Annotated in this window: 22 protein-coding genes; 15 read left to right on the forward strand and 7 right to left on the reverse strand. The window is 72.7% G+C overall.

Going from position 1 to position 23,040, the window contains the following annotated elements; all coding sequences use genetic code 11:
• Positions 1-28 precede the first annotated feature (28 nt).
• The 6 genes from GXP74_RS07840 to GXP74_RS07865 all read right to left on the reverse strand — a co-directional run bounded on the left by GXP74_RS07840 (position 29) and on the right by GXP74_RS07865 (position 4,879).
• Entirely contained in the window at positions 29-400 is a 372-nt protein-coding gene (locus GXP74_RS07840) for an ML domain-containing protein (protein ID WP_182450669.1), read from the reverse strand.
• Positions 401-517: 117 nt separating this feature from the next.
• Entirely contained in the window at positions 518-1,588 is a 1,071-nt protein-coding gene (locus GXP74_RS07845) for a hypothetical protein (protein WP_182450670.1), read from the reverse strand.
• A complete protein-coding gene (locus GXP74_RS07850) occupies positions 1,585-1,851 on the reverse strand; it encodes a helix-turn-helix transcriptional regulator (RefSeq protein ID WP_182450671.1) in 267 nt (88 codons plus the stop codon). The genes GXP74_RS07845 and GXP74_RS07850 overlap by 4 nt, the downstream gene beginning before the upstream one ends.
• Entirely contained in the window at positions 1,851-2,003 is a 153-nt protein-coding gene (locus GXP74_RS07855; RefSeq protein WP_182450672.1) for a hypothetical protein, read from the reverse strand. Before GXP74_RS07855 ends, GXP74_RS07850 begins: the two co-directional genes overlap by 1 nt.
• A gap of 132 nt (positions 2,004-2,135) precedes the next feature.
• Positions 2,136-4,259 carry a phosphocholine-specific phospholipase C gene (locus GXP74_RS07860; RefSeq protein ID WP_225447784.1) on the reverse strand — a complete coding sequence of 708 codons (2,124 nt, stop codon included), beginning with the start codon at positions 4,257-4,259 and terminating at the stop codon, positions 2,136-2,138.
• Positions 4,260-4,528: 269 nt separating this feature from the next.
• Positions 4,529-4,879, reverse strand: coding sequence for a VOC family protein (locus tag GXP74_RS07865; RefSeq protein WP_182450673.1), 351 nt, complete (start codon positions 4,877-4,879; stop codon positions 4,529-4,531).
• Positions 4,880-5,067: 188 nt separating this feature from the next.
• On the opposite strand from GXP74_RS07865, the gene GXP74_RS07870 reads away from it, so the two are divergent.
• The 11 genes from GXP74_RS07870 (at position 5,068) to GXP74_RS07920 (ending at position 18,692) form a co-directional block, all read left to right on the forward strand.
• Positions 5,068-5,859 carry a TIGR03936 family radical SAM-associated protein gene (locus GXP74_RS07870; RefSeq protein WP_182450674.1) on the forward strand — a complete coding sequence of 264 codons (792 nt, stop codon included), beginning with the start codon at positions 5,068-5,070 and terminating at the stop codon, positions 5,857-5,859.
• Between the two features lie 287 nt (positions 5,860-6,146).
• Complete coding sequence (locus GXP74_RS07875) at positions 6,147-9,884, forward strand: Rne/Rng family ribonuclease (protein ID WP_182450675.1); 3,738 nt, start codon at positions 6,147-6,149, stop codon at positions 9,882-9,884.
• Between the two features lie 290 nt (positions 9,885-10,174).
• Positions 10,175-10,489 (forward strand): 50S ribosomal protein L21, encoded by a 315-nt coding sequence (gene rplU, locus GXP74_RS07880; protein WP_182450676.1) that lies wholly within the window; start codon positions 10,175-10,177, stop codon positions 10,487-10,489.
• A gap of 13 nt (positions 10,490-10,502) precedes the next feature.
• Positions 10,503-10,760, forward strand: coding sequence for a 50S ribosomal protein L27 (rpmA, locus tag GXP74_RS07885; protein ID WP_182450677.1), 258 nt, complete (start codon positions 10,503-10,505; stop codon positions 10,758-10,760).
• A gap of 139 nt (positions 10,761-10,899) precedes the next feature.
• Positions 10,900-12,372 carry a GTPase ObgE gene (gene obgE / locus GXP74_RS07890; RefSeq protein WP_182450678.1) on the forward strand — a complete coding sequence of 491 codons (1,473 nt, stop codon included), beginning with the start codon at positions 10,900-10,902 and terminating at the stop codon, positions 12,370-12,372.
• Positions 12,373-12,374: 2 nt separating this feature from the next.
• Positions 12,375-13,388 carry an adenosine deaminase gene (locus GXP74_RS07895; RefSeq protein ID WP_182450679.1) on the forward strand — a complete coding sequence of 338 codons (1,014 nt, stop codon included), beginning with the start codon at positions 12,375-12,377 and terminating at the stop codon, positions 13,386-13,388.
• 79 nt (positions 13,389-13,467) lie between these two features.
• Entirely contained in the window at positions 13,468-14,610 is a 1,143-nt protein-coding gene (proB, locus tag GXP74_RS07900) for a glutamate 5-kinase (RefSeq protein WP_182450680.1), read from the forward strand.
• Between the two features lie 66 nt (positions 14,611-14,676).
• The gene (locus tag GXP74_RS07905) at positions 14,677-15,210 is read left to right on the forward strand and encodes a hypothetical protein (protein WP_182450681.1); all 534 of its coding nucleotides are present in this window, start codon (positions 14,677-14,679) and stop codon (positions 15,208-15,210) included.
• Between the two features lie 56 nt (positions 15,211-15,266).
• Positions 15,267-16,631 (forward strand): glutamate-5-semialdehyde dehydrogenase, encoded by a 1,365-nt coding sequence (locus GXP74_RS07910; RefSeq protein ID WP_182450682.1) that lies wholly within the window; start codon positions 15,267-15,269, stop codon positions 16,629-16,631.
• A 98-nt stretch (positions 16,632-16,729) separates the two neighbouring features.
• Positions 16,730-17,122, forward strand: coding sequence for a hypothetical protein (locus GXP74_RS07915; RefSeq protein WP_182450683.1), 393 nt, complete (start codon positions 16,730-16,732; stop codon positions 17,120-17,122).
• Between the two features lie 301 nt (positions 17,123-17,423).
• The gene (locus GXP74_RS07920; protein ID WP_182450684.1) at positions 17,424-18,692 is read left to right on the forward strand and encodes a hypothetical protein; all 1,269 of its coding nucleotides are present in this window, start codon (positions 17,424-17,426) and stop codon (positions 18,690-18,692) included.
• Positions 18,693-18,723: 31 nt separating this feature from the next.
• Here GXP74_RS07920 and GXP74_RS07925 read toward each other — a convergent pair whose 3' ends face one another.
• Positions 18,724-19,857, reverse strand: coding sequence for a M48 family metallopeptidase (locus GXP74_RS07925; RefSeq protein WP_182450685.1), 1,134 nt, complete (start codon positions 19,855-19,857; stop codon positions 18,724-18,726).
• Positions 19,858-20,057: 200 nt separating this feature from the next.
• On the opposite strand from GXP74_RS07925, the gene GXP74_RS07930 reads away from it, so the two are divergent.
• From GXP74_RS07930 to GXP74_RS07945, 4 genes are all read left to right on the forward strand, one after another.
• Positions 20,058-20,201, forward strand: a complete 144-nt coding sequence (locus GXP74_RS07930; RefSeq protein ID WP_182450686.1) for a hypothetical protein — start codon at positions 20,058-20,060, stop codon at positions 20,199-20,201.
• A 148-nt stretch (positions 20,202-20,349) separates the two neighbouring features.
• Positions 20,350-20,502, forward strand: a complete 153-nt coding sequence (locus GXP74_RS07935; protein WP_182450687.1) for a hypothetical protein — start codon at positions 20,350-20,352, stop codon at positions 20,500-20,502.
• Between the two features lie 83 nt (positions 20,503-20,585).
• A complete protein-coding gene (nadD, locus tag GXP74_RS07940; protein ID WP_182450688.1) occupies positions 20,586-21,212 on the forward strand; it encodes a nicotinate-nucleotide adenylyltransferase in 627 nt (208 codons plus the stop codon).
• A gap of 49 nt (positions 21,213-21,261) precedes the next feature.
• Positions 21,262-23,022 carry an LCP family protein gene (locus GXP74_RS07945; RefSeq protein ID WP_182450689.1) on the forward strand — a complete coding sequence of 587 codons (1,761 nt, stop codon included), beginning with the start codon at positions 21,262-21,264 and terminating at the stop codon, positions 23,020-23,022.
• Positions 23,023-23,040 lie beyond the last annotated feature (18 nt).

Genomic DNA, 23,040 nt, shown 5'->3' on the forward strand with positions numbered 1-23,040 from the left:
GGAGGCCGACGGCCGCCCGGGCCCGCTCTCAGGTGAGGGAGAACCGGGCGTTGACCCCGGCGATCTCCTGGTTGTCCTGGTCGGTGAGCGTCAGGTTCACGTTGTACGTGCCGCTGGGCGAGTCACTGGTGATGTCGAGCACGGCCTGTGCGGTGTAGTTGCCGGGCTGAGCGGCGACGAGCGGCGAGGACCGCCTGAAGACGGTCACGAGTCCGTACTTGGCCGTGATGTGGACCTGTCCGCCGGTGAGGTTCTGGTTGAGGGTCCCGTTCAGCGTCACGGTCAGGGACTGCCCCTTGACCGGGGGCTGCGGATCGAACGAGACGCTGGTGACGGTGAACGGGTCGCTGGCGGTTCCCGCGCTCGCCCAGTCGGCGTTTCCGGTCGATGTGGTCGTCATCGCGTGCTCCCTGTCGGAGGGTTGTGCGCTCATTTGTCCTGGCCACGTCACGGTACGGGGCTGGTGCGCGACAGCATCTGCTTACGCCGTTCTCGACCGGTTGTCGCGGGGCGCGGCCTAGAATGCCCCGGCATGTCCGTCGAACGGCCCACCCACGAGCGGCTGCGCCCCGGGCTGGGCGGGGGCGCCGAGGACGTCCAGCAGCAGCGCCGCCGCCGCTGCCGCGTCGCGGTGGCCGTACGACAGCCGCAGGTAGCGCGGCGCGACCGGGGTGGCGGCGGACGGTGCCGCCTGGGGCTCCAGCCCGAGCCAGCGGGCGCGCGGTGGGAGCACCTCCGCGCCGATCGCGGCGCGCCCGGCGGCGGGGTCGAGCTCCTCGCAGCGGATCGGCACCGTGGCCGCGCCCACCCGCGGAACGACCACCGCGGCCAGCGGCAGCGGCCCGAGCGCCAGCCGGGTCGCGTCCCCGGAGAGGTACCGCGACAGCGGGAGCACGGTCCTGGCCGCCGAGGCGGCGTCGACCAACCGGACCGGATCGGTCCAGCCCCAGACCGTGGTCGACGCGTCGTCGGTGCGCGCGTACAGCCGCTCGTTGCCGACCAGTCGGGCTCCGGCCGCGACGGCGGCCAGCGTGGTGGTGGTCCTGCCCGACCCCTTCGGTCCGCTCACCGCCACCGCCCCGCCGCCGACGGCGAAGGCCGACGCGTGCAGCGTGTGCACGCCCTCGGCCTCGAACCCCGTGCTGACCAGCTGTTCGACCACTCGCAGGGCGTCGCGCAGGCCCAGCTCGGCGTCCGCGTTCACGACCTGGATCCGGGAGCCGGACACCGCGACGAAGCTGCCGGTGCGCGGGTCGGCGACCAGCCGGTCGACGCCCGCCGCGGTCGGGTAGTGGATGCCCTCGTTGGAGTCGGGGGCATCGCCGTCGGGCGCGTGGTGCAGGGTGATCGGCTGCTGCTCGTGCCCGGTGAGCGCGGACGGCCGCGACCGGCCCCGCAGCAACTCGACCAGCGGCATGCCGGGCACCGTGGCCACCGGCGCGGCCTGGGGCCAGAAGTGGTCGGCCACGGCGTCGAGAAACTCCTCGGGACCGAGCAACGCGACGTCGTACCGCCCGTAGAGGCGCAGCGTCCGCCGCGCGACGGGCGCGGGCGGTATCTCGAACAGGGAGGGCAGGAAGGAGTTCACGCGTGATCCTCGGGTTCGAGGGCGGAGGCGGGCTCGGGGGCGGGGGCGTGCGTCAGCAGGTCGCCGGGGGTGCAGTCCAGGGCTTCGCAGAGCCTGCCCAGGGTGGAGAAGCGGATCGCCCGGGCGCGGCCGTTCTTCAGGACGGAGAGGTTCACCGGGGTCACCCCGACCAGCTCCGACAGCTCCACCAGGGTCAGCCCGCGCTCGGCGAGCAGCCGGTCCAGATGGACGCTGATCGCGTGCGGCTCGGCCTCCTCGGCCATCAGACGGTCGCCTCGTTCTCCTCGCGCACGGCCGCACCACCGCGTACGACACCGGCGGTGAGCAGCTCCCCGAGCGGCAACAGCCAGGCCTTCCGCCGGAGTTGCCCCGCGCGGCGGCGGCCGGGGAACGACGCCGACCCGCCGACAGCCATGAACGCCCCCCGTTCAACGTATCGACTACCGATGCGCCGACAACGCTACGCACCGTCTGTCGACAGGTCAATCCCCACCCGGGAGCATCCGGTCACGCCCGGAGCCCCGCGGGTGCGGAAGGTGACGCTACGTCAGCCGCTGACGCTGGTGCGGCCGTTCTCGATGTGGCCGGTGTAGCGCTGGGACCAGGTCGGGTCCAGGTCGCAGGTGAGGGTGACGTCGTACCAGCCGTGGGCCGAGCCGTGGACCTCGATGCTGTGACGGCTGTCGCGGCCCGGCTTCACCACGTACTGGACCGCCTTGCCGGTCTGGTAGTTGTTGGGTGTGACGGTGAACACCGCGATCGAGGTACCGGTGTTGGCGAGGGTGAAGCGCAGGCCCGTGCCCTGGTAGTCGGCGGTCACCGCGAGCTTCGCGCTCGCCGTGGTGGCGTTGCCCTGGAAGCGCCGCAGGAAGCGGTTGGGGCCGGTGACCGTCAGGTCGTACGAGCCGTCGCCGTAGCCGGTGCCGACGTTGAAGAAGTCGCTGACCGTACCGGCGGCGGGCACCGTGTACTGCCACGGGCCGCCACCGCGGAAGGCGTTGGCGTAGATGGCGAAGTGGGCGGCGTTGCGGGCCTGCGCGCCGAGGTTGTCCATGGCGATCCAGACCTGCGCCGAACCACCGGAACCGAACGCGTACGAGCTCAGGTTGGCGTTCGGCTGGTAGGGCAGCGCCCGGGCCGGGCGGGTGCCCGGCTCCTGCACCGGCAGCGCGTTGTCCGTCGGCGACGGGTTCGGCAGCGGGCCGCAGGCGGCGAGGCCGATGGTGGCCGTGGTGTCCGGGAGCTGCGGCATGCCGAAGACCGGCTTGGTGAAGTCGAGCGTGCTGGTCAGGTCGCCGCAGACGGCGCGGCGCCAGTCGCTGATGTTCGGGCAGACCGCGGGCTTGCCGATGGCCTTCGTCCAGACCTCCAGGAAGCGGATCACCGATGTGTGGTCGAAGACCTCGGAGTTAACCCAACCACCGCGGCTCCAGGGGGAGATGACGGTCATCGGGACCCGGAAGCCGAGGCCGATGTTCTGGCCGGAGTAGAACTCCCCGGCGGTCCCGGCCGCGGCGGCGGGCGGCGGCACGTGGTCGAAGAAGCCGTCGTTCTCGTCGTAGTTGAGGAACAGCACGGTCGAGTTGAAGACGTCCGGGTCGGCGTTCAGGGCGTCCATCACCAGGTGCACGAAGTGCGCGCCGTCCTGCGGGGTCGCGTACGGGTGCTCCGAGCTCTGCTGGTCCGAGACCACCCAGGAGACCTGCGGCAGGTTCCCGGAGAGCACGTCGGCGCGGATCGCGGCGGCGATGTCGTCCGGGGTGCGGCCGGTGGCGGGCGGGACGCTGCCCATGCCCAGCGAGGCCAGCGGGCTGCTGGCCGGGGCCGAGGTGAACTGGCTGAAGTACGCCAAGCCGTTGTCGCCGAAGTTGTCGTTCGCGTTCTGGTAGACCTTCCAGGTCACCCCCGCGTTCTGCAGCGCCTCCGCGTAGGTCTGCCACTTCAGGCCCGACTCGTCGCCGCCGTTGTACGCCGGACCGCCCGCGGTACCGGCCGGGTCGATCATGCCGCTCCACAGGTAGGTGCGGTTGGGGCCGGTCGCACTGAGGATCGAGCAGTGGTAGGCGTCGCAGATGGTCCAGTTGTCGGCCAGCGCGTAGTGGAACGGGATGTCCGCGCGCTGTAGGTGGCCCAGCGTCCTGACGTTGCCCTTGGCCGCCACCCAGGAGTCCAACTTGCCGTCGTTCCAAGCGTTGTGCTGGTCGGACCAGCTGTGCGCGAGGTCGCCGTTGCACTGCGCCAGCCGCTCCGGGTCGGCGCCGCCGGCCGGGCTGGTGGAGCTGAACGCCCACGGGTACTGCCGACCGCCGCCGTTCGGCTGGTCGAACACGCTGTAGCCGCCCGCGAGTTCGATGGTGGCCTGGTCACCGAAGCCGCGCACCCCGCGCAGCGTGCCGTAGTAGTGGTCGAAGCTGCGGTTCTCCTGCATCAGCACCACGATGTGCTTGGCGTCCTGGATGGTGCGGGTCAGCTTGGGCGCGTGGTGCGCGGCGGCCTGGGCCTTGGCGGCGGCCGGGGTGGTGGCGGCGGCCGAGCTCGCCCCGGCGATGGCGCCGACGGCCGGGACACCGACAGCGGCGGCACCGGCGGAGGCGGCCATGAAGGTGCGTCGGCTGAGACCGGTGTCGCCGTCGGAGACCTGCTCGGGGGACTGCTGCGATTGCTGATCCATGGTGCCGTGGGCTCTCTCTGAGGCGGGTGCGCGGTGCGGCGCACCGCACTGTGGCCCGTCGAGAGGTTGTCCGAGCCAACCATCAGGCGGCGGCCGGGCGAACACTGCGTGTCGCGGACATGGCCGCCGCCGAGGTTGCCCGCAGACCGTCAGGAGAAGCGCCCACATTCAGGCGGACCGTAAGGTTCCGCCCCGGCTTTCCCCGATAGGAAGTCCTTCCCCCGGAAGGAAGTGGGGAGGGGGCACGCCGCGGCCCGGTCGCCCCGCCGTCACGCCCGGCAGAGGCAGAACGGGTGCCCGGCCGGGTCGGCGAAGACCCGCCAGCCCTTGCTGCCCCCGAAGTCCTCCAGCAGGGTCGCGCCCAGCGCCAGCACCTGGGCCTGCCCGGTGTCCAGGTCGCCGACGTGGATGTCGAGGTGGGCCTGCTGCGGCTGTTCCTGGCCCGGCCAGGACGGCGGGCGGTAGTCGGCGACCCGCTGGAAGGCCAGCACGGTGCCCTCCAGCTCCACCCATTCGGAGCCGTCGTCGACCACCCGGCCGCCGACCAGCTCCGCGTAGAAGGCGGCCAGCGCCGCCGGGTCGGGACAGTCGAGTGCAAAGGCCTGAAGCTTGCCGATCATGCGAGGTCTCCCCGTCTCGTCGGATCCTGCCCATCGCCCGCACCCTAGCGCCGGGCACCGACAGAGCCGGCCCGGACAGCGGACATGCCCGGGCCGCGTACCCTTGGAGGAGTACACATGCCCCTCCTCCCGAAGGACTGAGCGCACTGGCACGCCGCACGCCCGACGGTCCGCCGCCCGCACCGGTGGTGCAGCGCATCCGCTTGCGCTACACCAAGCGCGGTCGGCTGCGCTTCACCAGCCACCGCGACTTCCAGCGCGCGCTTGAGCGCGCGCTGCGCCGCTCGGCCGTGCCGATGGCGTACTCGGCGGGCTTCTCGCCGCACCCCCGGATCAGCTTCGCCAACGCCGTTCCCACCGGCGCCGCCAGCGAGGCCGAGTACGTGGAGCTGGCGCTCAGCGCCCACCGCGACCCGGAGCAGCTGCGGGCGCAGCTGGACGAGTCACTGCCGATCGGGCTGGACATCACCGACGCGGTCGAGGTGCGCACCCCGAACTTCACCGAGCGGCTGGAGGCCTCGATCTGGGAGCTCCGGCTGGACGGCGCGGACCCGGACGAGGTCCGGGCGGCCGTGGCCGCCTTCCTCGCCCAGGAGTCCGTAGAGGTCCAGCGGCAGACCAAGAACGGCATTCGCACGTTCGACGCGCGCGGCGCGGTGGTGTCCCTGGAACTGGCCGAATCGCAGGTCGGCGCCGGTATCCCGGGGCTACCTGAAAGTAGTACCGATATCCCCGCAGGCCGTGGCTGTGCGATACTGCGGCTGGTTGTTCGGCACGCAACACCCGCCGTCCGACCCGATGACGTCCTGTCCGGTCTTCGCGTGACGGCCGACCTGGCGCTGCCGGTCCCCGCTGGGGCGACCAGGCTGGCGCAGGGGCCGCTAGACGCGGAGTCCGGTGCGGTGACCGACCCGTTCGCGCCCGACCGTGGCGCGGCAGAGGCCCTGCCCTCCGAGGCGGCCGAGCCGCAGCCCGTGTAGGCGGCGGTCGGCCGGTCTGGCCCGCGCACTGCACCGCTGGTGCATCGCGGCTCGTCGTCGCGGAGCCCCACTGCGCTGGTGCGGGGCCCCGGGAGCCACCCGGGGCCCGGACACCCGGCCGTACCCCGACTGGTACGGCTCGGCGCAACCAAGATCTGAAGACTGGCCAGACCAGAAGACTTTTCAGCGGAACCGCGCTGCGGACCGCTGATCTACACACGTGAGCCCCTGTGCGGCGCCCGCCCTGGAGCGTGGCGCCCGGGGGCATGAACGGGAGAACCGCCCGGATGCCTGATATCAACGAACAGAACGAAACGAACGAACCGAAGGTCGCCGAGGGCGATCTCGCCGAGGGGGCGGCGCCCAAGGCCGCCCCGCGCCGCCGCCGCGCGGCCAGCCGCCCGGCCGGTCCGCCGGTGGCCGACGCGCCCGAGGGCGCCGGTGCCGAGGCCGCTGCCGCGCCCGCCGAGGGCCAGTCGGAGCAGCCCACCGCCGCCGAGCCGGTGAAGCGTGCCCGCCGCACCCGCAAGAAGGCCGAGCCGGTCGCCGAGCCGGTCGCCGCTGAGCCCGCCGCCGAGGCCCCGGCCGTCGCCGAGCCGGTCGCCGAGCCCGTCGCCGTCGCCCCCGAGGCGGAGCAGCCCGCTGCCGCCGAGCCGGTCAAGCGCGCCCGCCGCACCCGCAAGAAGGCCGTCGCCGAGCCGGTGCAGACCGAGATCCAGCTGCCGGAGCCGGCCGCCGCCGAGGCCGTGGCCACCCCGGTGGAGGAGCCGGTCGAGGAGCCGGAGGCCGAGGAGCAGCCCGCCGAGGCCCCCGCCGCCGTACAGGCCGCCGCTGAGCCGCCCGCGCCCGCGCAGCCGGTGGAGGAGCCCTCCGGGCACCGCACCCGCCGTCGTGCCGTGCGGCCGTCCACCGCGATCTTCCAGGCCCCGGTGTTCGAGGAGCCCGCCGAGATCGTCGTCGCGGCGCGCCCCGCCGCCCCGGTCGCCGCCTTCACGCCGCCCGCCGCCGTCACCCGTTCGGAGGAGCGCGCGGACGTCCGCGCCGAGGGTGACGAGCCGTTCGAGGAGCGCCGCCGCACCCGTCGCCGCGCCACCGCGCCGGTCGCCGCGCCCACCGCCCCGGCCGAGCCGGTCGAGGCCGAGGCCGAGGCCGTCGAGGAGGCGCCCGCGCGCCGGGTCCGCCGCAGCTCCGCGCCCGCCGCCCCGACCGCGCCCGCCGTCTTCCAGCTGTCCTCCGGCCGTACCCCGCTCGGCGCCGAGCCGCCGCGCCCGGTCGAGGCCCCGGCCCCGGTCGCGGCCGAGGAGCCCGCCGAGGAGGAGCCCACCGGCCGCCGCCGGAACCGCCGCCGCGCGGTCTCCGCCGTGCCCGCCTTCGAGGCCCCGGCCCCCCAGCCCGAGCTGGACGAGGAGGAGCCCGAGGAGGGCGACGAGGCCGAGGACCCGCAGGAGCCGCAGGACCGGCCGGAGTACCTCGGCGACCAGGACGGCCGTTCCTCGCGCCGCCGCCGTCGCGGTGGCCGTCGCCGCCGCCGGGGCGAGGGCGACGAGTTCGAGCCCGCCGCCGACGAGCAGCAGAACCCGGCCGGTGAGCCGCACGAGGACGTCCACGAGGACGAGGAGGACGAGAGTGACGAGCTCGGCGAGGCGCTGTCGGCGTCCAGCCGCCGCCGTCGGCGCCGTCGCCGTCGCAGCGGGGACTCCGCGGCCGAGGCCGAGACCGGTCTGGCCGCCGACGACCCGGAGCGCACCGTGGTCAAGGTCCGCGAGCCGCGTCGGCGCAGCGTCTCCGCCGCGGCCTCGGCGGACATCCCGTTCGACCCGGACGAGGTCCAGTCGATCAAGGGTTCGACCCGGCTCGAAGCCAAGAAGCAGCGCCGCCGCGAGGGCCGCGAGCAGGGCCGCCGCCGGGTGCCGATCATCACCGAGGCCGAGTTCCTGGCCCGCCGCGAGGCCGTCGAGCGGGTGATGGTGGTCCGCCAGTCGGGCGAGCGCACCCAGATCGGCGTCCTGGAGGACGGCGTGCTGGTCGAGCACTACGTCAACAAGGAGCAGGCCACCTCCTACGTCGGCAACGTGTACCTGGGCAAGGTGCAGAACGTGCTGCCGTCGATGGAGGCCGCCTTCATCGACATCGGCAAGGGCCGCAACGCGGTGCTCTACGCCGGTGAGGTCAACTTCCAGGCGCTCGGCGTCAAGGGCGGCCCGCGCCGGATCGAGTCGGTGCTCAAGTCCGGCTCCTCGGTGCTGGTCCAGGTCTCCAAGGACCCGATCGGCCACAAGGGCGCCCGGCTGACCAGCCAGATCTCGCTGCCCGGCCGCTACCTGGTGTACGTGCCCGAGGGCTCGATGACCGGTATCAGCCGCAAGCTGCCGGACACCGAGCGGGCCCGGCTGAAGAACATCCTCAAGAAGATCGTCCCCGACGACGCGGGCGTCATCGTCCGCACCGCCGCCGAGGGCGCCTCGGAGGAGGAGCTGACCCGCGACGTCCAGCGGCTACAGCAGCAGTGGGAGGACATCCAGAAGAAGGTCAGCAGCGGCAACGCGCCGACCCTGCTCTACGGCGAGCCGGACATGACCGTCCGGGTCGTCCGCGACATCTTCAACGAGGACTTCACCAAGGTCATCGTCTCCGGCGACACCGCCTGGGAGACCATCCACGAGTACGTCGCCGGGGTCGCCCCGGACCTGGTGCCCCGGCTCCAGCGGTGGACCTCCGAGGTGGACGTCTTCGCGACGTACCGCATCGACGAGCAGCTGATGAAGGCGCTGGACCGCAAGGTGTGGCTGCCCAGCGGTGGTTCGCTGGTGATCGACAAGACCGAGGCGATGATCGTCGTCGACGTCAACACCGGCAAGTTCACCGGCCAGGGCGGCAACCTGGAGGAGACGGTCACCCGCAACAACATCGAGGCGGCCGAGGAGATCGTCCGCCAGCTGCGGCTGCGCGACCTCGGCGGCATCATCGTGATCGACTTCATCGACATGGTGCTGGAGTCCAACCGCGACCTGGTGCTGCGGCGGCTGCTGGAGTGCCTGGGCCGGGACCGGACCAAGCACCAGGTGGCCGAGGTCACCTCGCTGGGCCTGGTGCAGATGACCCGCAAGCGGGTCGGCCAGGGGCTGTTGGAGTCCTTCTCCGAGACCTGCGTGCACTGCAACGGGCGCGGCGTCATCGTCCACATGGAGCAGGCCCCGCCGCCGCCGAAGGGTTTCTCCGGCCCGAAGCCGGAGGAGGCCGCGGCAGTCGGCAACGGCGGCAAGCGCCGTCGGCGCGGACGCGGCGGGGACGCTGCCGAGACGCCGGAGTTCGACCACGACCACGAGCACGACCACGACCACGAGCACGAGGCGGGCCTGGAGGGTCTGGCCGACGAGCTGGTGGCGCACGGGCTGACCAGCGAGGACGTCGACGACCTGGAGATCGTGGCCACCGAGCCCGAGCCGGTCGTGGCGGCCGCGGTGGTCGAGACCGTCGAGCCCCCGGCGCCGCTGGACGCGGCGGTGCAGGCCGAGGCCGAGGAACTGGCCGAGGCCATGATCGAGGCCTCCGCCCGCCCGGCGCGGACCCGCCGTCGCGCGGTCCGCAAGGCCACCTCCCCGGCCGGTCCTCCGGCCGCGCAGCCGGAGGCGGCGATCGTGGTCGTCCCGTTCCGCCCGGAGGACCCGGCGGACGAGGGCGCGGAGATCACCGAGTCGGCGCCGGTCGCCGAGCCGGTCGCCGTCGACGCGGAGCAGGTGGAGCAGGCAGAGCAGTCGCAGCAGCCGGAGCAGCCGGTGGCCGAGGCCACCGCGCCCGCCGAGGTGACGGAGGCCGCCGAGGCGGCGGAGGAGCCCGTCGCGCCGCGCAAGCGCGCCCCGCGCAAGGCCGCTGCCAAGAAGACGGCGGCCGAGGGCGCCCCGGCCAAGAAGGCCGCCGCCAAGAAGACGGCCGCCAAGAAGACCACGGCCAAGAAGACCGCCGCCAAGCGCACCACGAAGAAGGCCGCAGCCGGGGACGCCCCCGACGCGCCCGTGGCCGACTGACAGCGGTACCGCGCGCCGACGCTGCCCGCAGGTCCTCCCAGGACCGGCGGGCAGCGCCGTCCGCACCCCCTCCGGCCTGCACCGCTGTCCCCGCTGGGCCGGTTCGGTGCTGGTTTGACCCGGGGCCTCGCGGTCCGTAGCCTTGACCCTCGGCGTGCTTTGCATTCGGCAGTGTCACGCCCCGCTCCTGAGCACATCCCTCCCGAGCCTCGCGCCCGGGGGAGGCCCCTTGCCGTTTCGCGCGGGGAGGCTGGCGTCAGGGGCTCCGATCGAGTGGAAGTGGGTTCGCGGTGTACGCGATCGTGCGTAGCGGCGGTCGGCAGCACAAGGTTGCTGTCGGCGATGTTTTCGAGGCCGACAAGGTCGACGCCAAGGTTGGCGAGACGGTTGAGCTTGCGACGATCCTGATCGTCGACGGTGACGCGGTCACCAGCGACCCGTGGGTCCTGGCCGGTGTGAAGGTTCGCGCCGAGGTGGTCGACCACCACAAGGGCGAGAAGATCAACATCATGAAGTACAAGAACAAGACCGGTTACCGCAAGCGCATGGGCCACCGTCAGCGCCACACCGCGCTCCGCGTGACCAGCATCGACTCGTCGAAGTAAGGGGCAAGGGGAGATGGCTCACAAGAAGGGCGCAAGCTCTACCCGTAACGGTCGTGACTCCAACGCACAGCGCCTCGGCGTCAAGCGTTTCGGCGGCCAGCAGGTCAACGCCGGCGAGATCATCGTCCGCCAGCGCGGCACCCACTTCCACCCGGGTGCCGGTGTCGGTCGCGGCAGCGACGACACCCTGTTCGCGCTCAACGCCGGTGCGGTCGAGTTCGGTACTCGCCGTGGCCGCCGCGTCGTGAACGTCGTCCCGGTCGCGGCCTGATCCAGGCCGACCGCAGGACCGTTCAGCGTGTGACAACGTGACATCGAGGGTGGATCGGAACATTCCGGTCCACCCTCGGTGTTTTCGCAGGCAGAACACTGTCAAGGCAATCCACTCCCGATCGAGAGGCACCAACACCATGACCACCTTCGTGGACCGCGTCGAACTGCACGTCGCCGCGGGTAACGGGGGCCATGGCTGCGCCTCCGTGCACCGGGAGAAGTTCAAGCCGCTCGGCGGCCCCGACGGCGGCAACGGCGGCAGCGGCGGCGACGTCACCCTGGTCGTCGACCCGCAGGTCACCACGCTGCTCGACTACCACCACACGCCGCACCGCCGGGCCGGCAACGGCAAGCCCGGCGCGGGCGATCACCGCACCGGTGGCGAGGGCTTCGACCTGGTGCTGCCGGTCCCGGACGGCACCGTGGTGCTGGCCCAGGACGGCAGCGTGCTGGCCGACCTGGTCGGCAACGGCACCAGCTTCGTGGTCGCCGCCGGCGGCCGGGGCGGCCTCGGCAACTCCGCGCTGTCCTCGGCCCGCCGCAAGGCCCCCGGCTTCGCGCTGCTCGGCGAGCCCGGCGAGGCCCGCGACATCGTGCTGGAGCTCAAGTCCGTCGCCGACGTCGCGCTGGTCGGCTACCCCAGCGCGGGCAAGTCCTCGCTGATCTCAGTGCTCTCGGCGGCCAAGCCGAAGATCGCGGACTACCCGTTCACCACCCTGATCCCCAACCTGGGCGTGGTCACCGCCGGGGACACCGTCTACACCATCGCCGACGTCCCCGGGCTGATCCCCGGCGCCAGCCAGGGCAAGGGCCTCGGCCTGGAGTTCCTGCGCCACGTCGAGCGCTGCTCGGTGCTGGTGCACGTGCTGGACTGCGCCACGCTGGAGACCGACCGCGACCCGTTGTCCGACCTCGACATGATCGAGACCGAACTGTCCCTGTACGGCGGCCTGGAGGACCGGCCGCGACTGGTGGCCCTCAACAAGACCGACATCCCCGACGGCCAGGACCTCGCCGACATCACCCGCGCCTCGCTGGAGGAACGCGGCTACGAGGTCTACGACGTCTCCGCGACCGCCCGCAAGGGCCTGCGCGAGCTCAGCTTCGCGCTCGCCCGGATCGTCGCCGAGGCCCGCGCCGCCAAGCCGGTCGAGGAGGCCACCCGGGTGGTGCTGCGGCCCACCGCCGTGGACGACGCGGGCTTCAGCGTCAGCTACGACCCGGCCGAGGACCTGTACCGGATCGTCGGCAGCAAGCCCGAGCGCTGGATCAAGCAGACCGACTTCTCCAACGACGAGGCCGTGGGCTACCTGGCCGACCGGCTGGCCCGGCTCGGCGTCGAGGTGGAGCTGGCCAAGGCGGGCGCCAAGGAGGGCGACACCGTCGTCATCGGCGCCACGGAGAACGCCGTGGTCTTCGACTGGGAGCCGAGCATGGCCGCCGGCGCCGAGATGCTCGGCCGCCGCGGCGAGGACCACCGCTTCGAGAGCCCGCGCGACGCCGTCACCCGCCGCCGCCAGCGCGAGCTGGTCCGCGACGACGCGGCCACCGAGTACGCCCGATTCGACCCGATGCCGCGCCGCGAGATCGAACCCGACGAGGACTTCTGAACATGCGTCACCCGCTTCCCAAGGCCGAGCTGCACCTCCACATCGAGGGCACCCTCGAACCCGAGCTGGCCTTCGCGCTGGCCGAGCGCAACCGGATCGACCTGCCCTACGCCGGTCCTGACGAGCTGCGCGCGGCCTACGCGTTCACCGACCTGCAGTCCTTCCTCGACCTGTACTACCAGCTCACGGCGGTGCTGCTGACCGAGCAGGACTTCACCGACCTGGCCGACGGCTACCTGGCGCGGGCCGCCGAGCAGGGCGTCCGGCACGCCGAGATCTTCTTCGACCCGCAGGCCCACACCGGGCGCGGAGTCGACATCGGCACCGTCATCCGGGGCCTCGCCCGGTCGCTGGAGAGCAGCCGGGAGCGCTTCGGCGTCTCCACCCGGCTGATCCTCAGCTTCCTGCGCGACCTGCCCGCCGAGGACGCGCTGAAGACCCTCGCCGACGCCGGTCCCTACCTGGACAGCATCGCCGCCGTCGGCCTGGACTCGGCCGAGGTCGGCCACCCGCCGGCCAAGTTCGCCGAGGTCTACGCGGCGGCGCGGGCCGCCGGACTGCGGCTGGTCGCCCACGCGGGCGAGGAGGGCCCGCCGGAGTACATCACCGAGGCGCTGGACGTCCTCGGTGTGGAGCGGATCGACCACGGCATCCGCTGCATGGAGGACCCGGCACTGGTGGAGCGGCTGGTCGCGGAGCAGGTGCCGCTCACGGTCTGCCCGTTCTCCAACGTCCGGCTGCGCTGCGTGGACACGCTGGCGGACCACCCGCTGCCCGCGATGCTGGAGGCCGGGCTGCTGGTCACCGTCAACTCGGACGACCCGTCGTACTTCGGCGGCTATGTCGAGGACAACGTCCAGGGCCTGCGTGCCTCCCTCGGCCTGAGCGACGATCAACTGGCGCTGCTGGCCCGGAACTCCTTCCTGGCCTCCTTCGTCGACGACGCCCGCCGGGCCGAGCTGCTCGCCGAGCTGGACGCGGCCACCGGAGCCGTGCGGACGGCGTCCGCCAGCTGAAACCCCGGTGAAGCGGTCGGCCGGTTTCGCGTAGATTGCCGCTCGATCGACGGACCAACTCGAAGTGGGGAGCAATCCGGTGACAGGCACCCTGCGCGAGGACGTCCTCAGCGCGCGCCGCATCGTGGTCAAGGTGGGGTCCTCCTCGCTGACCACGGCCTCCGGCGGGCTCGACGCCGACCGCGTCGACGCGCTGGTGGACGTCCTGGCCGACCGCCGGGGCCGGGCGACCGAGGTGGTGCTGGTGTCCTCGGGCGCCATCGCCGCCGGCCTGGCCCCGCTCGGCCTGGACCGCAGGCCGAAGGACCTGGCCCGGCAGCAAGCGGCGGCCAGCGTCGGGCAGGGCCTGCTGATGGCCCGCTACACCGCCTCCTTCGCCCGCTACGGGCTGCGGGTCGGCCAGGTGCTGCTGACCGCCGAGGACGCCAGCCGCCGGGAGCACTACCGCAACGCCTTCCGCACCCTGGAGCAGCTGCTGGCGATGGGCGCGGTCCCGGTCGTCAACGAGAACGACACCGTCGCCACCGCCGAGATCAAGTTCGGTGACAACGACCGGCTCGCCGCGCTGGTCGCCCACCTGGTCCGGGCCGACCTGCTGGTCCTGCTCTCGGACGTCGACGGCCTGTACGACGGCGACCCGAGCAAGCCGGGCACCAGCCGGATCGACCAGGTGCACGGCCCGCAGGACCTGGAGGGCGTGGTCATCGGCAGCGCCGGCAAGGCCGGGGTCGGCACCGGCGGCATGGTCACCAAGGTCGAGGCGGCCCGGATCGCCACCGGCGCGGGCATCCCGGTGGTGCTCACCGCCGCCCGCCACGCCGCCGACGCGCTCGCCGGACGGGAGACCGGAACCCTGTTCCACCGCACCGGCCGACGTTCGGCCGACCGGCTGCTGTGGCTGGAGCACGCCAGCGCGCCACGTGGTGCGGTCCGCCTGGACGGGGGCGCGGTCCGGGCGGTGGTGGAGCGGCACAGTTCGCTGCTCGCGGCGGGGGTCACCGGAGTCGAAGGGGAGTTCGCCGCCGGTGATCCGGTGGACCTTCTTGATGAAAACGGCAACATCATCGCGCGTGGGCTGGTCAACTTTGATGTGCGAGAGCTTCCCCTGCTCCTGGGGCGGTCTTCGCGGGACCTGGCACGGGAGTTGGGCCCCGCGTATGAGCGTGAGGTGGTGCACCGAGACGACCTCGTCGTGCTGCCCTCCGCCCCGGGGACGGCCTGACCGGCGGCGACGGTGGAGCGGGGGGTCGATCGGGCAGCGGAGAACATCACCGACAGGAGGCCGCCGATGGGGCGCAGGCGCCAGGGTGTGCGACCCGTGGGGGCAGCGGATCCGGTACTCACCAGTATCGACGGGGGCGCGTCGGGCAGCGCGTCCGCCGTCGGCGCACCACAACCCGCCCCCGGCGGGCAGGCCGCCGACGGGCGGACCTCCGGCCAACGCGGCGTGACCAGGCTGCCCCGGGACGACGCGGCCGACCGGGCCCGGCTGTGGCACGTGGTGCTCAGCGTGGCCGGGGCGCCGGTGCCGCTGCCCGAGCTCAAGCGCGGGCTGGAGCAGCTGGCGCACGACCACACCCCCTTCCTGACCGCGCGCTACGCCACCGACCACGGTGAGATCCGCTACTGGGAGCAGGCCGAGGACCTGCACGACGCCGCCGCGATGGCGCTGCGGCTCTGGGGCGAGCACAAGGCCAGCGCCAAGCTGCCGCCCTGGGAGATCGTCGGCCTGGAGGTGGTGGACCGGACGACCTACCACAAGCGGATCGCCGAGGGCTACGGCGAGTCGCCCGCCTTCGTCGGCGGCGTGCACCCCTTCTGACCCTTGGTTCTGAGACGGTCGGCAGGGTGTCGGTCCGGCCGACTAGGCTTTGCCGCATGAGCAGCTCTCCCGACCCCGCCACCCTGTCGAGCAGCACTCCGCAGGCCGTGCCAGCGCCGCCGCAGTCGCCGGTGCTGCTGGCCGCGCGCCGGGCCAGGGCCGCCGCCGCCGAGCTCGCGCCGCTGCCGCGCGCCTCGAAGGACGCTGCGCTGCTCGCCATCGCCGACGCCCTGGTCGCCCGTACCGAGGAGATCGTCGCGGCCAACGCCGAGGACGTCGCCCGGGCGGAGGCCGCGGGCACCAGCCCGTCCGTGGTGGACCGGCTGACGCTGAACCGGGAGCGGGTCGCCGCCATCGCCGCCGACGTGCGGCATGTCGCCGGGCTGCCCGACCCGGTCGGCGAGCTGGTCCGGGGCTCGACCCTGCCGAACGGCCTCGACCTGCGCCAGGTACGGGTGCCGCTGGGCGTGGTCGGCATCATCTACGAGGCCCGCCCCAACGTCACCGTGGACGCCGCCGCGCTCTGCCTGAAGTCCGGCAACGCGGTGCTGCTGCGCGGCTCCTCCTCGGCCTACGCCTCCAACCGGAAGCTGGTCGAGGTCCTGCGCGACGCCATCAGCGGGGGCTCGGACCAGGGCGGTGGCGGACGGGCGGGGGCGACGCTGCCCGCCGACGCCGTGCAGCTGGTGCCGGGGGAGAGCCGGGAGTCGGTGCAGGAGCTGATGCGGGCGCGCGGCCTGGTGGACGTGCTGATCCCGCGCGGCGGCGCGTCGCTGATCCGCACCGTGGTCGAGCAGTCCACCGTCCCGGTGATCGAGACCGGCACCGGCAACTGCCACGTCTACGTCGACGCGGTGGCCGACGTGGCGATGGCGGTGGAGATCCTGATCAACTCCAAGGCCTCCCGTCCGAGCGTGTGCAACTCGGCGGAGACGCTGCTGGTGCACCAGGACATCGCCGAGGCCTTCCTGCCCGCGGCGCTGGCGGCGCTGGCCGAGGCGGGGGTGACCGTCCACGCCGACGAGCGGGTGCTCCGCTGCGCCGAAGCCAACGGCTCCAAGGCGGTGCTGGTGCCGGTGACGGCGGAGGACTGGGAGACCGAGTACCTCTCCTACGACATCGCCGCTGGGGTGGTGGACTCGCTGGACGACGCCGTGGCGCACATCCGGCGCTGGTCCTCCGGCCACACCGAGGCGATCGTCACCGGTTCGCAGTCGGCCGCGCGCCGGTTCACTCAGTTGGTGGACTCGGCCGCGGTCGCCGTCAACGCCTCCACCCGGTTCACCGACGGCGGCCAGTTCGGCTTCGGCGCGGAGATCGGCATCTCCACCCAGAAGCTGCACGCCCGTGGCCCGATGGGCCTGCCGGAGCTGACCTCGACCAAGTACGTGGTCATCGGTGACGGCCACGTGCGGGGCTGATCCCGGGGGCGGCTACGTGGAGCCACAGACAAAGCGGCGGTGCGGCATTACGCTGCTTCTATACCCGAGGCAGCTTTGCCGAGAGAAGCGGGGGCTCCGTGTATTCCGAAGGCTATGACGCCGGCAGTGCCAATCACGGTGGCGGGGCGGATGACGAGTTCGCGACACTGGTGCTGGACGAGCGCTTCGTCCGCGCCGCGCTGATCCATGAACCCTCCGCGCGGGAGCGGCAGGCGGCGCTGCCCCATGGGGGCGGTTTCGGCAGCGCCTACCCGCGCAAGTCGGTGCGCTCGCGGTGGTGGGTCTCCCCGGCCCGGGGGCGGCACCAGGCGCTGCCCGGCCGCTGGCAGCGGGCGGTGGCGCAGTTGATGCTGGTGGTGCTGGGTGTGCTGGCGATCCTGGTGGCCGTGGCCGCGGTCAGCCGGGGCACCGGTACGGCGCAGAAGCCCGCCCAGGCGCCCACCGCGACGGCGGCACCGGTCCACACCTGACGGTTTGTGATTTGTAGGGTTTTGTCCGGTTTGCGACTCATCTGCTGACTAACTGTCATCGTCGGGTCGCAGATTTCCGGTCCGGCTGTGTGACCAAGGTCAAATCCACAGCAGAACTTGACCCCTGGGGCTCCGCACTCTCGCCATGGCGACTTACCCTTGGAGCATGGGTGGCCGGGAAGAGCCCCCTCCGGGTACGCCCGAGGGCGGTTCCGGGGGAGACGATGATTTCCGACCTGTCGTATTCGACGAGTCGTTCATTCGTGCTGCCCGGATACAGGAGTTCTCCGCCCGGGAGCGGATGTCCGCCGGAAGCCCGCCGATCCGGCGGCGCGGCTCGCGGTCCGGGACCGGCGGGGGCCTGCCGCGCCAGGCGCTGGCGCTGATGCTGCTGGTGTCGCTGGCTTTCGCGGCGGCCGTCTACATGGGCTCCAGGCACCCCTACACCGACTCCACCGCCAGCCCGGCGCAGCTCAGCATGATGGTCGTCCCGCTGCAACCGGGCGCGGGCGGCATCCCCACCGGCGCGCGGGTCCCCACCGGCACCGCCGCCCCGACCGCCTCCGCCTCGGGCTCGGCCGCCGCGTCGGCCTCCGCCTCCGCCTCGGCCTCCGCCGCCGCGCAGGACCCGGGCCCCTACGCCGGGACCGCGGTCGAGGACTACGCGATCGGCGGCGCCGGGATCCTGCTGCCGTTCCCGCATCACACCTCCGACTTCAGCAGCGACCAGGTGCTGCGGGCGCTGAAGATCGTCTACAACTACCTGGACGCGTCCTCGCTGGACCCGCAGGTGCTCAGCAGTGCCAAGGGCAGCACCGGGGTGATCAGGCAGATGCTCGCGCCCGGCCAGCGCGCGCAGTTCGACCAGAGCCTGTCGCAGCCGCGCGACGACCAGCAGCACGACGCGACCGGCTGGCTGGTCCGGTTCGACCCGTCCAAGGTCCGGCTGGTCGAGCCGGAGGGGATCCGGGTGAGCGGCAAGCTCCACGTCGAGCAGCTGAACTCGGGGACGCTGGAGATCACCAGTGACTTCACCTTCGTCTACGCGCTGAGCCCGGCCCCCGCCGCCTCGTCGGCCACACCGTCGCCGTCGCCCACGGTCTCGCCCGCCGCGAGCCCGTCCGCGAGCCTCTCCGCGGGCTCCGCCACCGGCCCCGCCGCGGGCTCCGGCGCCTCGGCGAACCCGAGTGCCGCCGCGACCGAGCAGCCGCCGATCGTGCTCTACACCGTCCGCCGGGCGATCACCTACTGGTTCACCGCCGACGACCTGAACGCCTACCAGACCGAGCTGGTCGAGTCGGTGGTCCAGGCCGGGCCGACCTCCTGTGACGCGGACAACAGCGCCTACCTCCAGCCGCTGTTCCCGACCGCGTCGGCCACTCCGGCCGCCCCGGTGTCGGGCAAGCGCCCCGGCGCCGCCACCGCGAAGGCCACCGCCGCGCCGGAGGCCGCGCCCACGCCCGGCCCCAGCGTCGACCCCTTCGACCAGAACCGCCCGGCCTGGGACGTCTGCGGCGTGCTGTCCGGACCGACGCTCCAGCACGACCTGCCCCAGGCCGGAACGGGCTGAGCCGCCCCGGCCCGGAGCCCCCGCCGAACGGTCAGCCCTCGCTGGGCGCGGCGCCCGGCGCGGAGTCCTGCGGGCCCTCGCCCGCCGGGCCCTCCTCCGAGCCGTTGCCGGAACCGGCTCCGGACCCGGCTCCGGACCCGGACCGGTTGCCCGCGAAGACGTCCCGCAGCTTGCCGCCGAAGTCGCCCGCGCCGCCCGCGACGTCCCGGATCAGGCCCATCAGCGGGTCCCTGGTGTCCTTGAAGGACTGCGCGTAGGAGTCCGCCGCCGCCTTCACCTGGTCGGTGACCGAGGCGTCCGCGTCGGTGTCCCGGCGCGGGTAGGCACCGGCCATGATCGAGCTGTACTCCTCGCCCTCCGACCACTGCTTGATCTGGCGCACCCGCACTGCCACGAACGGGTGGGTCTGCGGCAGCACCTGGAGCAGCTTTATCACGCTGTCCCGGAGGTCCCCGGCCCGGTCGTACTCCTCCGCCTGCTCCAGCATCGCGTCGGTGTTCATCTCGTGCAGGTGGTGGCCGCCCGCCAGCTTCATCAGGCCGCGCATCGAGGCCTGCGGGTCCTGGCCGACCAGCAGCCCGGCCCGGTCGCAGGAGATCTCCGCCTTGCGGAACCACTCCTTGAGCGCGGTGATGACGGCCATGATGGCGATGTTGCCGAGCGGCACCCAGGCGATCTTGGAGGCGATGTTGGTGAGGATCAGCAGCATCGTCCGGTAGAGGGCGTGGCCGGACATGGCGTGGGCCACCTCGTGGCCGATGACCGCGCGCATCTCCTCCTCGTCGAGGAGTTCGACCAGCGAGGTGGTGACCACGATCACCGGCGCGTCCATGCCGATACACATGGCGTTCGGCACCGGGTCCTGGGTGACGTACAGCGGCGGGACCTTCTCCAGGTCCAGGATGTACGCGGCGTCCCGGACCATGTCGTGCAGGTGGGAGAACTGCCGCTCGGAGGCGCGCACCGCCGAGGCCAGGAACATCAGCCGCACCGCGCGCTCGGAGACCATGCCGCCGAGCTTCTTCAGGATCTCGTCGAAGCCGCTCAGCTTGCGCAGCGCCACCAGCGCGGAGCGGTCGGCGGGGTGCTCCCACGCCCGGGTGGAAATGCCGGGGAACCGCTTGCGGTTGCGGCTCGGTACGCTGCTCTCACTGGCTTGGGTCATGTGACTGCGTCCTCCCGATCAGTGGCGGCCCTCCGGTGCGTGCGCCCGGCCCCCGCCGTACCTTTTCCCTGCCACTCGTCCCCTGGACGCTCACAGTACGCCCGACCCCTGTCAGGCCACCGCGATCCCGGCGAAAGATCACCGTGCCCGGCGGTCTAACCTGAGCTGTACCGGTCGCACCCCACAAGGAGCCACACCACATGCGCACCACTACCGCCCTGAACCAGCTGGCCGCCATCTCCGACGGCTCGGGCCCGGGCATGTTCCTGCGCACCATCGTCATCGTCTCGGTCGTGGGTGTCGTCCTCATGGCCTTCTTCCTGCTGCGCGGCTACCGGGACTGACCGCGCCGCCCGGACCAGCCTTCGGGCACACGTCGTGTCAGACGTGTGGAGCCGCCGTGCGGTTGCGCGACGGCTGCCCGTAGCATGGGCGGGATAAGACCGGCATCCACCTGCCTCCGAAGCCCTCCGAGCCAGAAGGTCCCCCACGATGAGCCATCCTGCGGTCGCCCCTGTCCTTTCCCTGCTCGCGGACGGCAGCGACAGCCACGCCAGCCTGAACCCGATCGTCACCGGCGGCGGCGCGTTCTGCGTCTTCCTCATCCTGCTGTTCGCGGTGACCCGCTTCAACAAGGACCGCTGACCCGGGTGGCGCCCCGGCCGTGCCGAGCGACCCGGTACGGCCGGGCGTTCGATTCCCCTGCGGATCACGTACAGTGACGGGTCATGGGAGAGCAGGCTGAATCCGCGGACGTGCCCGTGAAGAAGCGCCTCGGCGTCATGGGTGGAACGTTCGATCCGATCCACCATGGCCACCTGGTCGCCGCCAGCGAGGTGGTGAGCCAGTTCCACCTGGACGAAGTCGTCTTCGTCCCGACCGGCACGCCCTGGCAGAAGGACGGCCGCCCGGTGTCGGCCGCCGAGGACCGCTACCTGATGACGGTCGTCGCGACCATGTCCAACCCGCAGTTCTCGGTCAGCCGCATCGACATCGACCGCGAGGGCCCGACCTACACCACGGACACCCTGCGGGAGCTGCGCGCGCTGCACGCCGACGCCGACCTCTTCTTCATCACCGGCGCCGACGCCCTGTCGCAGATCTTCTCCTGGCGGAACGCCGAGGAACTGTTCGACCTCGCCCACTTCATCGGAGTGACCCGTCCAGGGCACACTTTGACGGACCCCGGTCTGCCCGCCGGCGGCGTGTCCCTGGTCGAGGTGCCCGCGCTGGCCATCTCCTCCACCGACTGCCGCGAGCGCGTCGCCCGGGACGAGCCGATCTGGTACCTGGTACCGGACGAGGTGGTGCGCTACATCGACAAGCGCAAGCTCTACCGAGGTCTCGACGGGTGACCCGCGCGGCCAGCACATGTACGGCGACTGAGCAGGGAATAGGGGCGGCGTGACCGACAACGACGGGCAGCAGTACCCGCCGGCGGAGCCGGCGCCCGAGTACTGGCAGCAGTACCCGCCGCAGGAACCCGGATACGAGACGTACCCGCGGACCCCCTACGCCCAGCCGGACCAGCCGGACTACCCGCAGCAGCCGGACTACCAGCAGCAGCCCGGGTACCCGCAGCAGCCCCCGGCCGCGCCCGGCGGCTACGGCTACCAGCAGCAGCAGTACGCCGAGCCCGGGTACGGCGGCTACGAGTACGGCGACTACCCGTACCAGCCGCAGGCCGAGCCGCCGCCGGTGGCGCCGCCGCCGCAGGCCCGGCCCGGCTACGCCGACCCGTACCGCACCGGCGGCTACGACACCGGCCAGTACCCGGCCGCGCCGCAGGCCCCCGGCCGGTACACGGCCGACCAGTACACGGTCACCCAGCCCGCCGCCGCGCCGCCGCCCCGGCCGGTCCCGCCGCAGCGGCAGCGGCCCGCCGCGGCCCCCGGCGGTGCCCCCGGTGCCCCCGGTGCCCCCGTGGCCCCCGGGGACGACGGCTACCGGGAGGAGGAGTTCGCCTTCGTCGAGGACGCCGAGGAGTCCGCCGACGTCATCGACTGGATGAAGTTCAGCGAGACCCGGGGCGAGCGCCGCGACGAGCGCCGCCGCCGGCTGCGCGGCCGGGCACTGGTCCTCGGCGTGGTGCTGCTGCTGGTCGCCGTCGGCGGCGTCGGCTACCTGTGGGCCGACGGCAAGCTCTTCGGCTCCGGCCACGCGGTCGCGGCGGCCACCGGCCGCGAGGAGATCGCGGTGCACCTGCACGACTCCGCCGACCACGTGTACACCGCCCTGCTGGTCTCCGACGCGGGCACGCACAAGGGCTCGACGCTGCTGGTCCCGGGCACGCTGGTGATCCCGCCGGACGGCGGCGGCGCCATGGTGCAGCTCGCCGGCAGCGTCGACACCCAGGGCAACTCGGCGATCCGGACCGGCCTGAACACCGTGCTGGGCAGCGACATCAGCGCCAGCTGGGGCCTGTACACCTCGTTCCTGCAGGTGTTGGTGGACCGGCTGAACGGGATCACCCTCGACTCCAACACCACCATCAGCCAGGGCGGCAAGGTGGTCGTCAGCCCGGGCACGGCCACCCTGAACGGCGCCGCCGCCATCGCCTACGCCACCTATCAGGCCAAGGGCGAGGGCGCGGGCGCGCAGCTGGCCCGCTACGGCCAGGTGCTGGAGGCGCTGATCAAGGCCATGCCGCAGGACCCGACCTCGGCCGCCGCCGACATCACCGCGATGGGCGAGGTCGCCGACCCCTCGCTGCCCGACGCCACCCTCGGCGCGCTGCTGGCCACCCTCTCCACCGACGCCAACGCCGGGCACTTCCAGACGGTGACCCTGCCGGTGCAGGCCGACGGCTCACCCGGCGCGGGCGCCGGGACCGTCGTCCAGCAGCTGCTCGGCGGCAACGTCTCCAGCGGCAGCGGCACCGCCGTCGCCGCCCGGGTGTCCGTGGTCAACGCCACCGGCGTGGCCAACGACGCCAACCTGGCCGCCGCCGCCATCACCAACAACGGCTACACCTGGGTCCCCGGCCAGGCCACCGCCCCGGTCCAGGCCGCCTCGACCATCACCTACACCGACCCGGCCCGCGCCAACGACGCCCAGCAGCTCGCCGAGGACCTCAATCTGCCGACGAGCGCCGTGAGGAAGGTCACCACCCCGCAGTCGGTGGACCTGCTGGTCACCCTCGGCAAGGACTACCACCAGGACTGACCCGGCCCCGCCCCCGCC

Source organism: Streptacidiphilus sp. P02-A3a (genome assembly GCF_014084105.1).
GTDB lineage: Bacteria > Actinomycetota > Actinomycetes > Streptomycetales > Streptomycetaceae > Streptacidiphilus.

Bases quoted from the DNA above. Each gene is read 5' to 3' on its own strand.
- GXP74_RS07855 (WP_182450672.1), bottom strand. From the start codon at position 2,003: ATGGCTGTCGGCGGGTCGGCGTCGTTCCCCGGCCGCCGCCGCGCGGGG.
- GXP74_RS07860 (WP_225447784.1), bottom strand. From the start codon at position 4,259: ATGGATCAGCAATCGCAGCAGTCCCCCGAGCAGGTCTCCGACGGCGAC.
- obgE (WP_182450678.1), top strand. From the start codon at position 10,900: ATGACCACCTTCGTGGACCGCGTCGAACTGCACGTCGCCGCGGGTAAC.
- GXP74_RS07910 (WP_182450682.1), top strand. From the start codon at position 15,267: ATGAGCAGCTCTCCCGACCCCGCCACCCTGTCGAGCAGCACTCCGCAG.
- GXP74_RS07905 (WP_182450681.1), top strand. From the start codon at position 14,677: ATGGGGCGCAGGCGCCAGGGTGTGCGACCCGTGGGGGCAGCGGATCCG.
- GXP74_RS07875 (WP_182450675.1), top strand. From the start codon at position 6,147: ATGCCTGATATCAACGAACAGAACGAAACGAACGAACCGAAGGTCGCC.
- GXP74_RS07930 (WP_182450686.1), top strand. From the start codon at position 20,058: ATGCGCACCACTACCGCCCTGAACCAGCTGGCCGCCATCTCCGACGGC.
- GXP74_RS07895 (WP_182450679.1), top strand. From the start codon at position 12,375: ATGCGTCACCCGCTTCCCAAGGCCGAGCTGCACCTCCACATCGAGGGC.
- GXP74_RS07935 (WP_182450687.1), top strand. From the start codon at position 20,350: ATGAGCCATCCTGCGGTCGCCCCTGTCCTTTCCCTGCTCGCGGACGGC.
- GXP74_RS07925 (WP_182450685.1), bottom strand. From the start codon at position 19,857: ATGACCCAAGCCAGTGAGAGCAGCGTACCGAGCCGCAACCGCAAGCGG.
- nadD (WP_182450688.1), top strand. From the start codon at position 20,586: ATGGGAGAGCAGGCTGAATCCGCGGACGTGCCCGTGAAGAAGCGCCTC.
- rpmA (WP_182450677.1), top strand. From the start codon at position 10,503: ATGGCTCACAAGAAGGGCGCAAGCTCTACCCGTAACGGTCGTGACTCC.
- GXP74_RS07840 (WP_182450669.1), bottom strand. From the start codon at position 400: ATGACGACCACATCGACCGGAAACGCCGACTGGGCGAGCGCGGGAACC.
- GXP74_RS07920 (WP_182450684.1), top strand. From the start codon at position 17,424: ATGTCCGCCGGAAGCCCGCCGATCCGGCGGCGCGGCTCGCGGTCCGGG.
- GXP74_RS07850 (WP_182450671.1), bottom strand. From the start codon at position 1,851: ATGGCCGAGGAGGCCGAGCCGCACGCGATCAGCGTCCATCTGGACCGG.
- GXP74_RS07865 (WP_182450673.1), bottom strand. From the start codon at position 4,879: ATGATCGGCAAGCTTCAGGCCTTTGCACTCGACTGTCCCGACCCGGCG.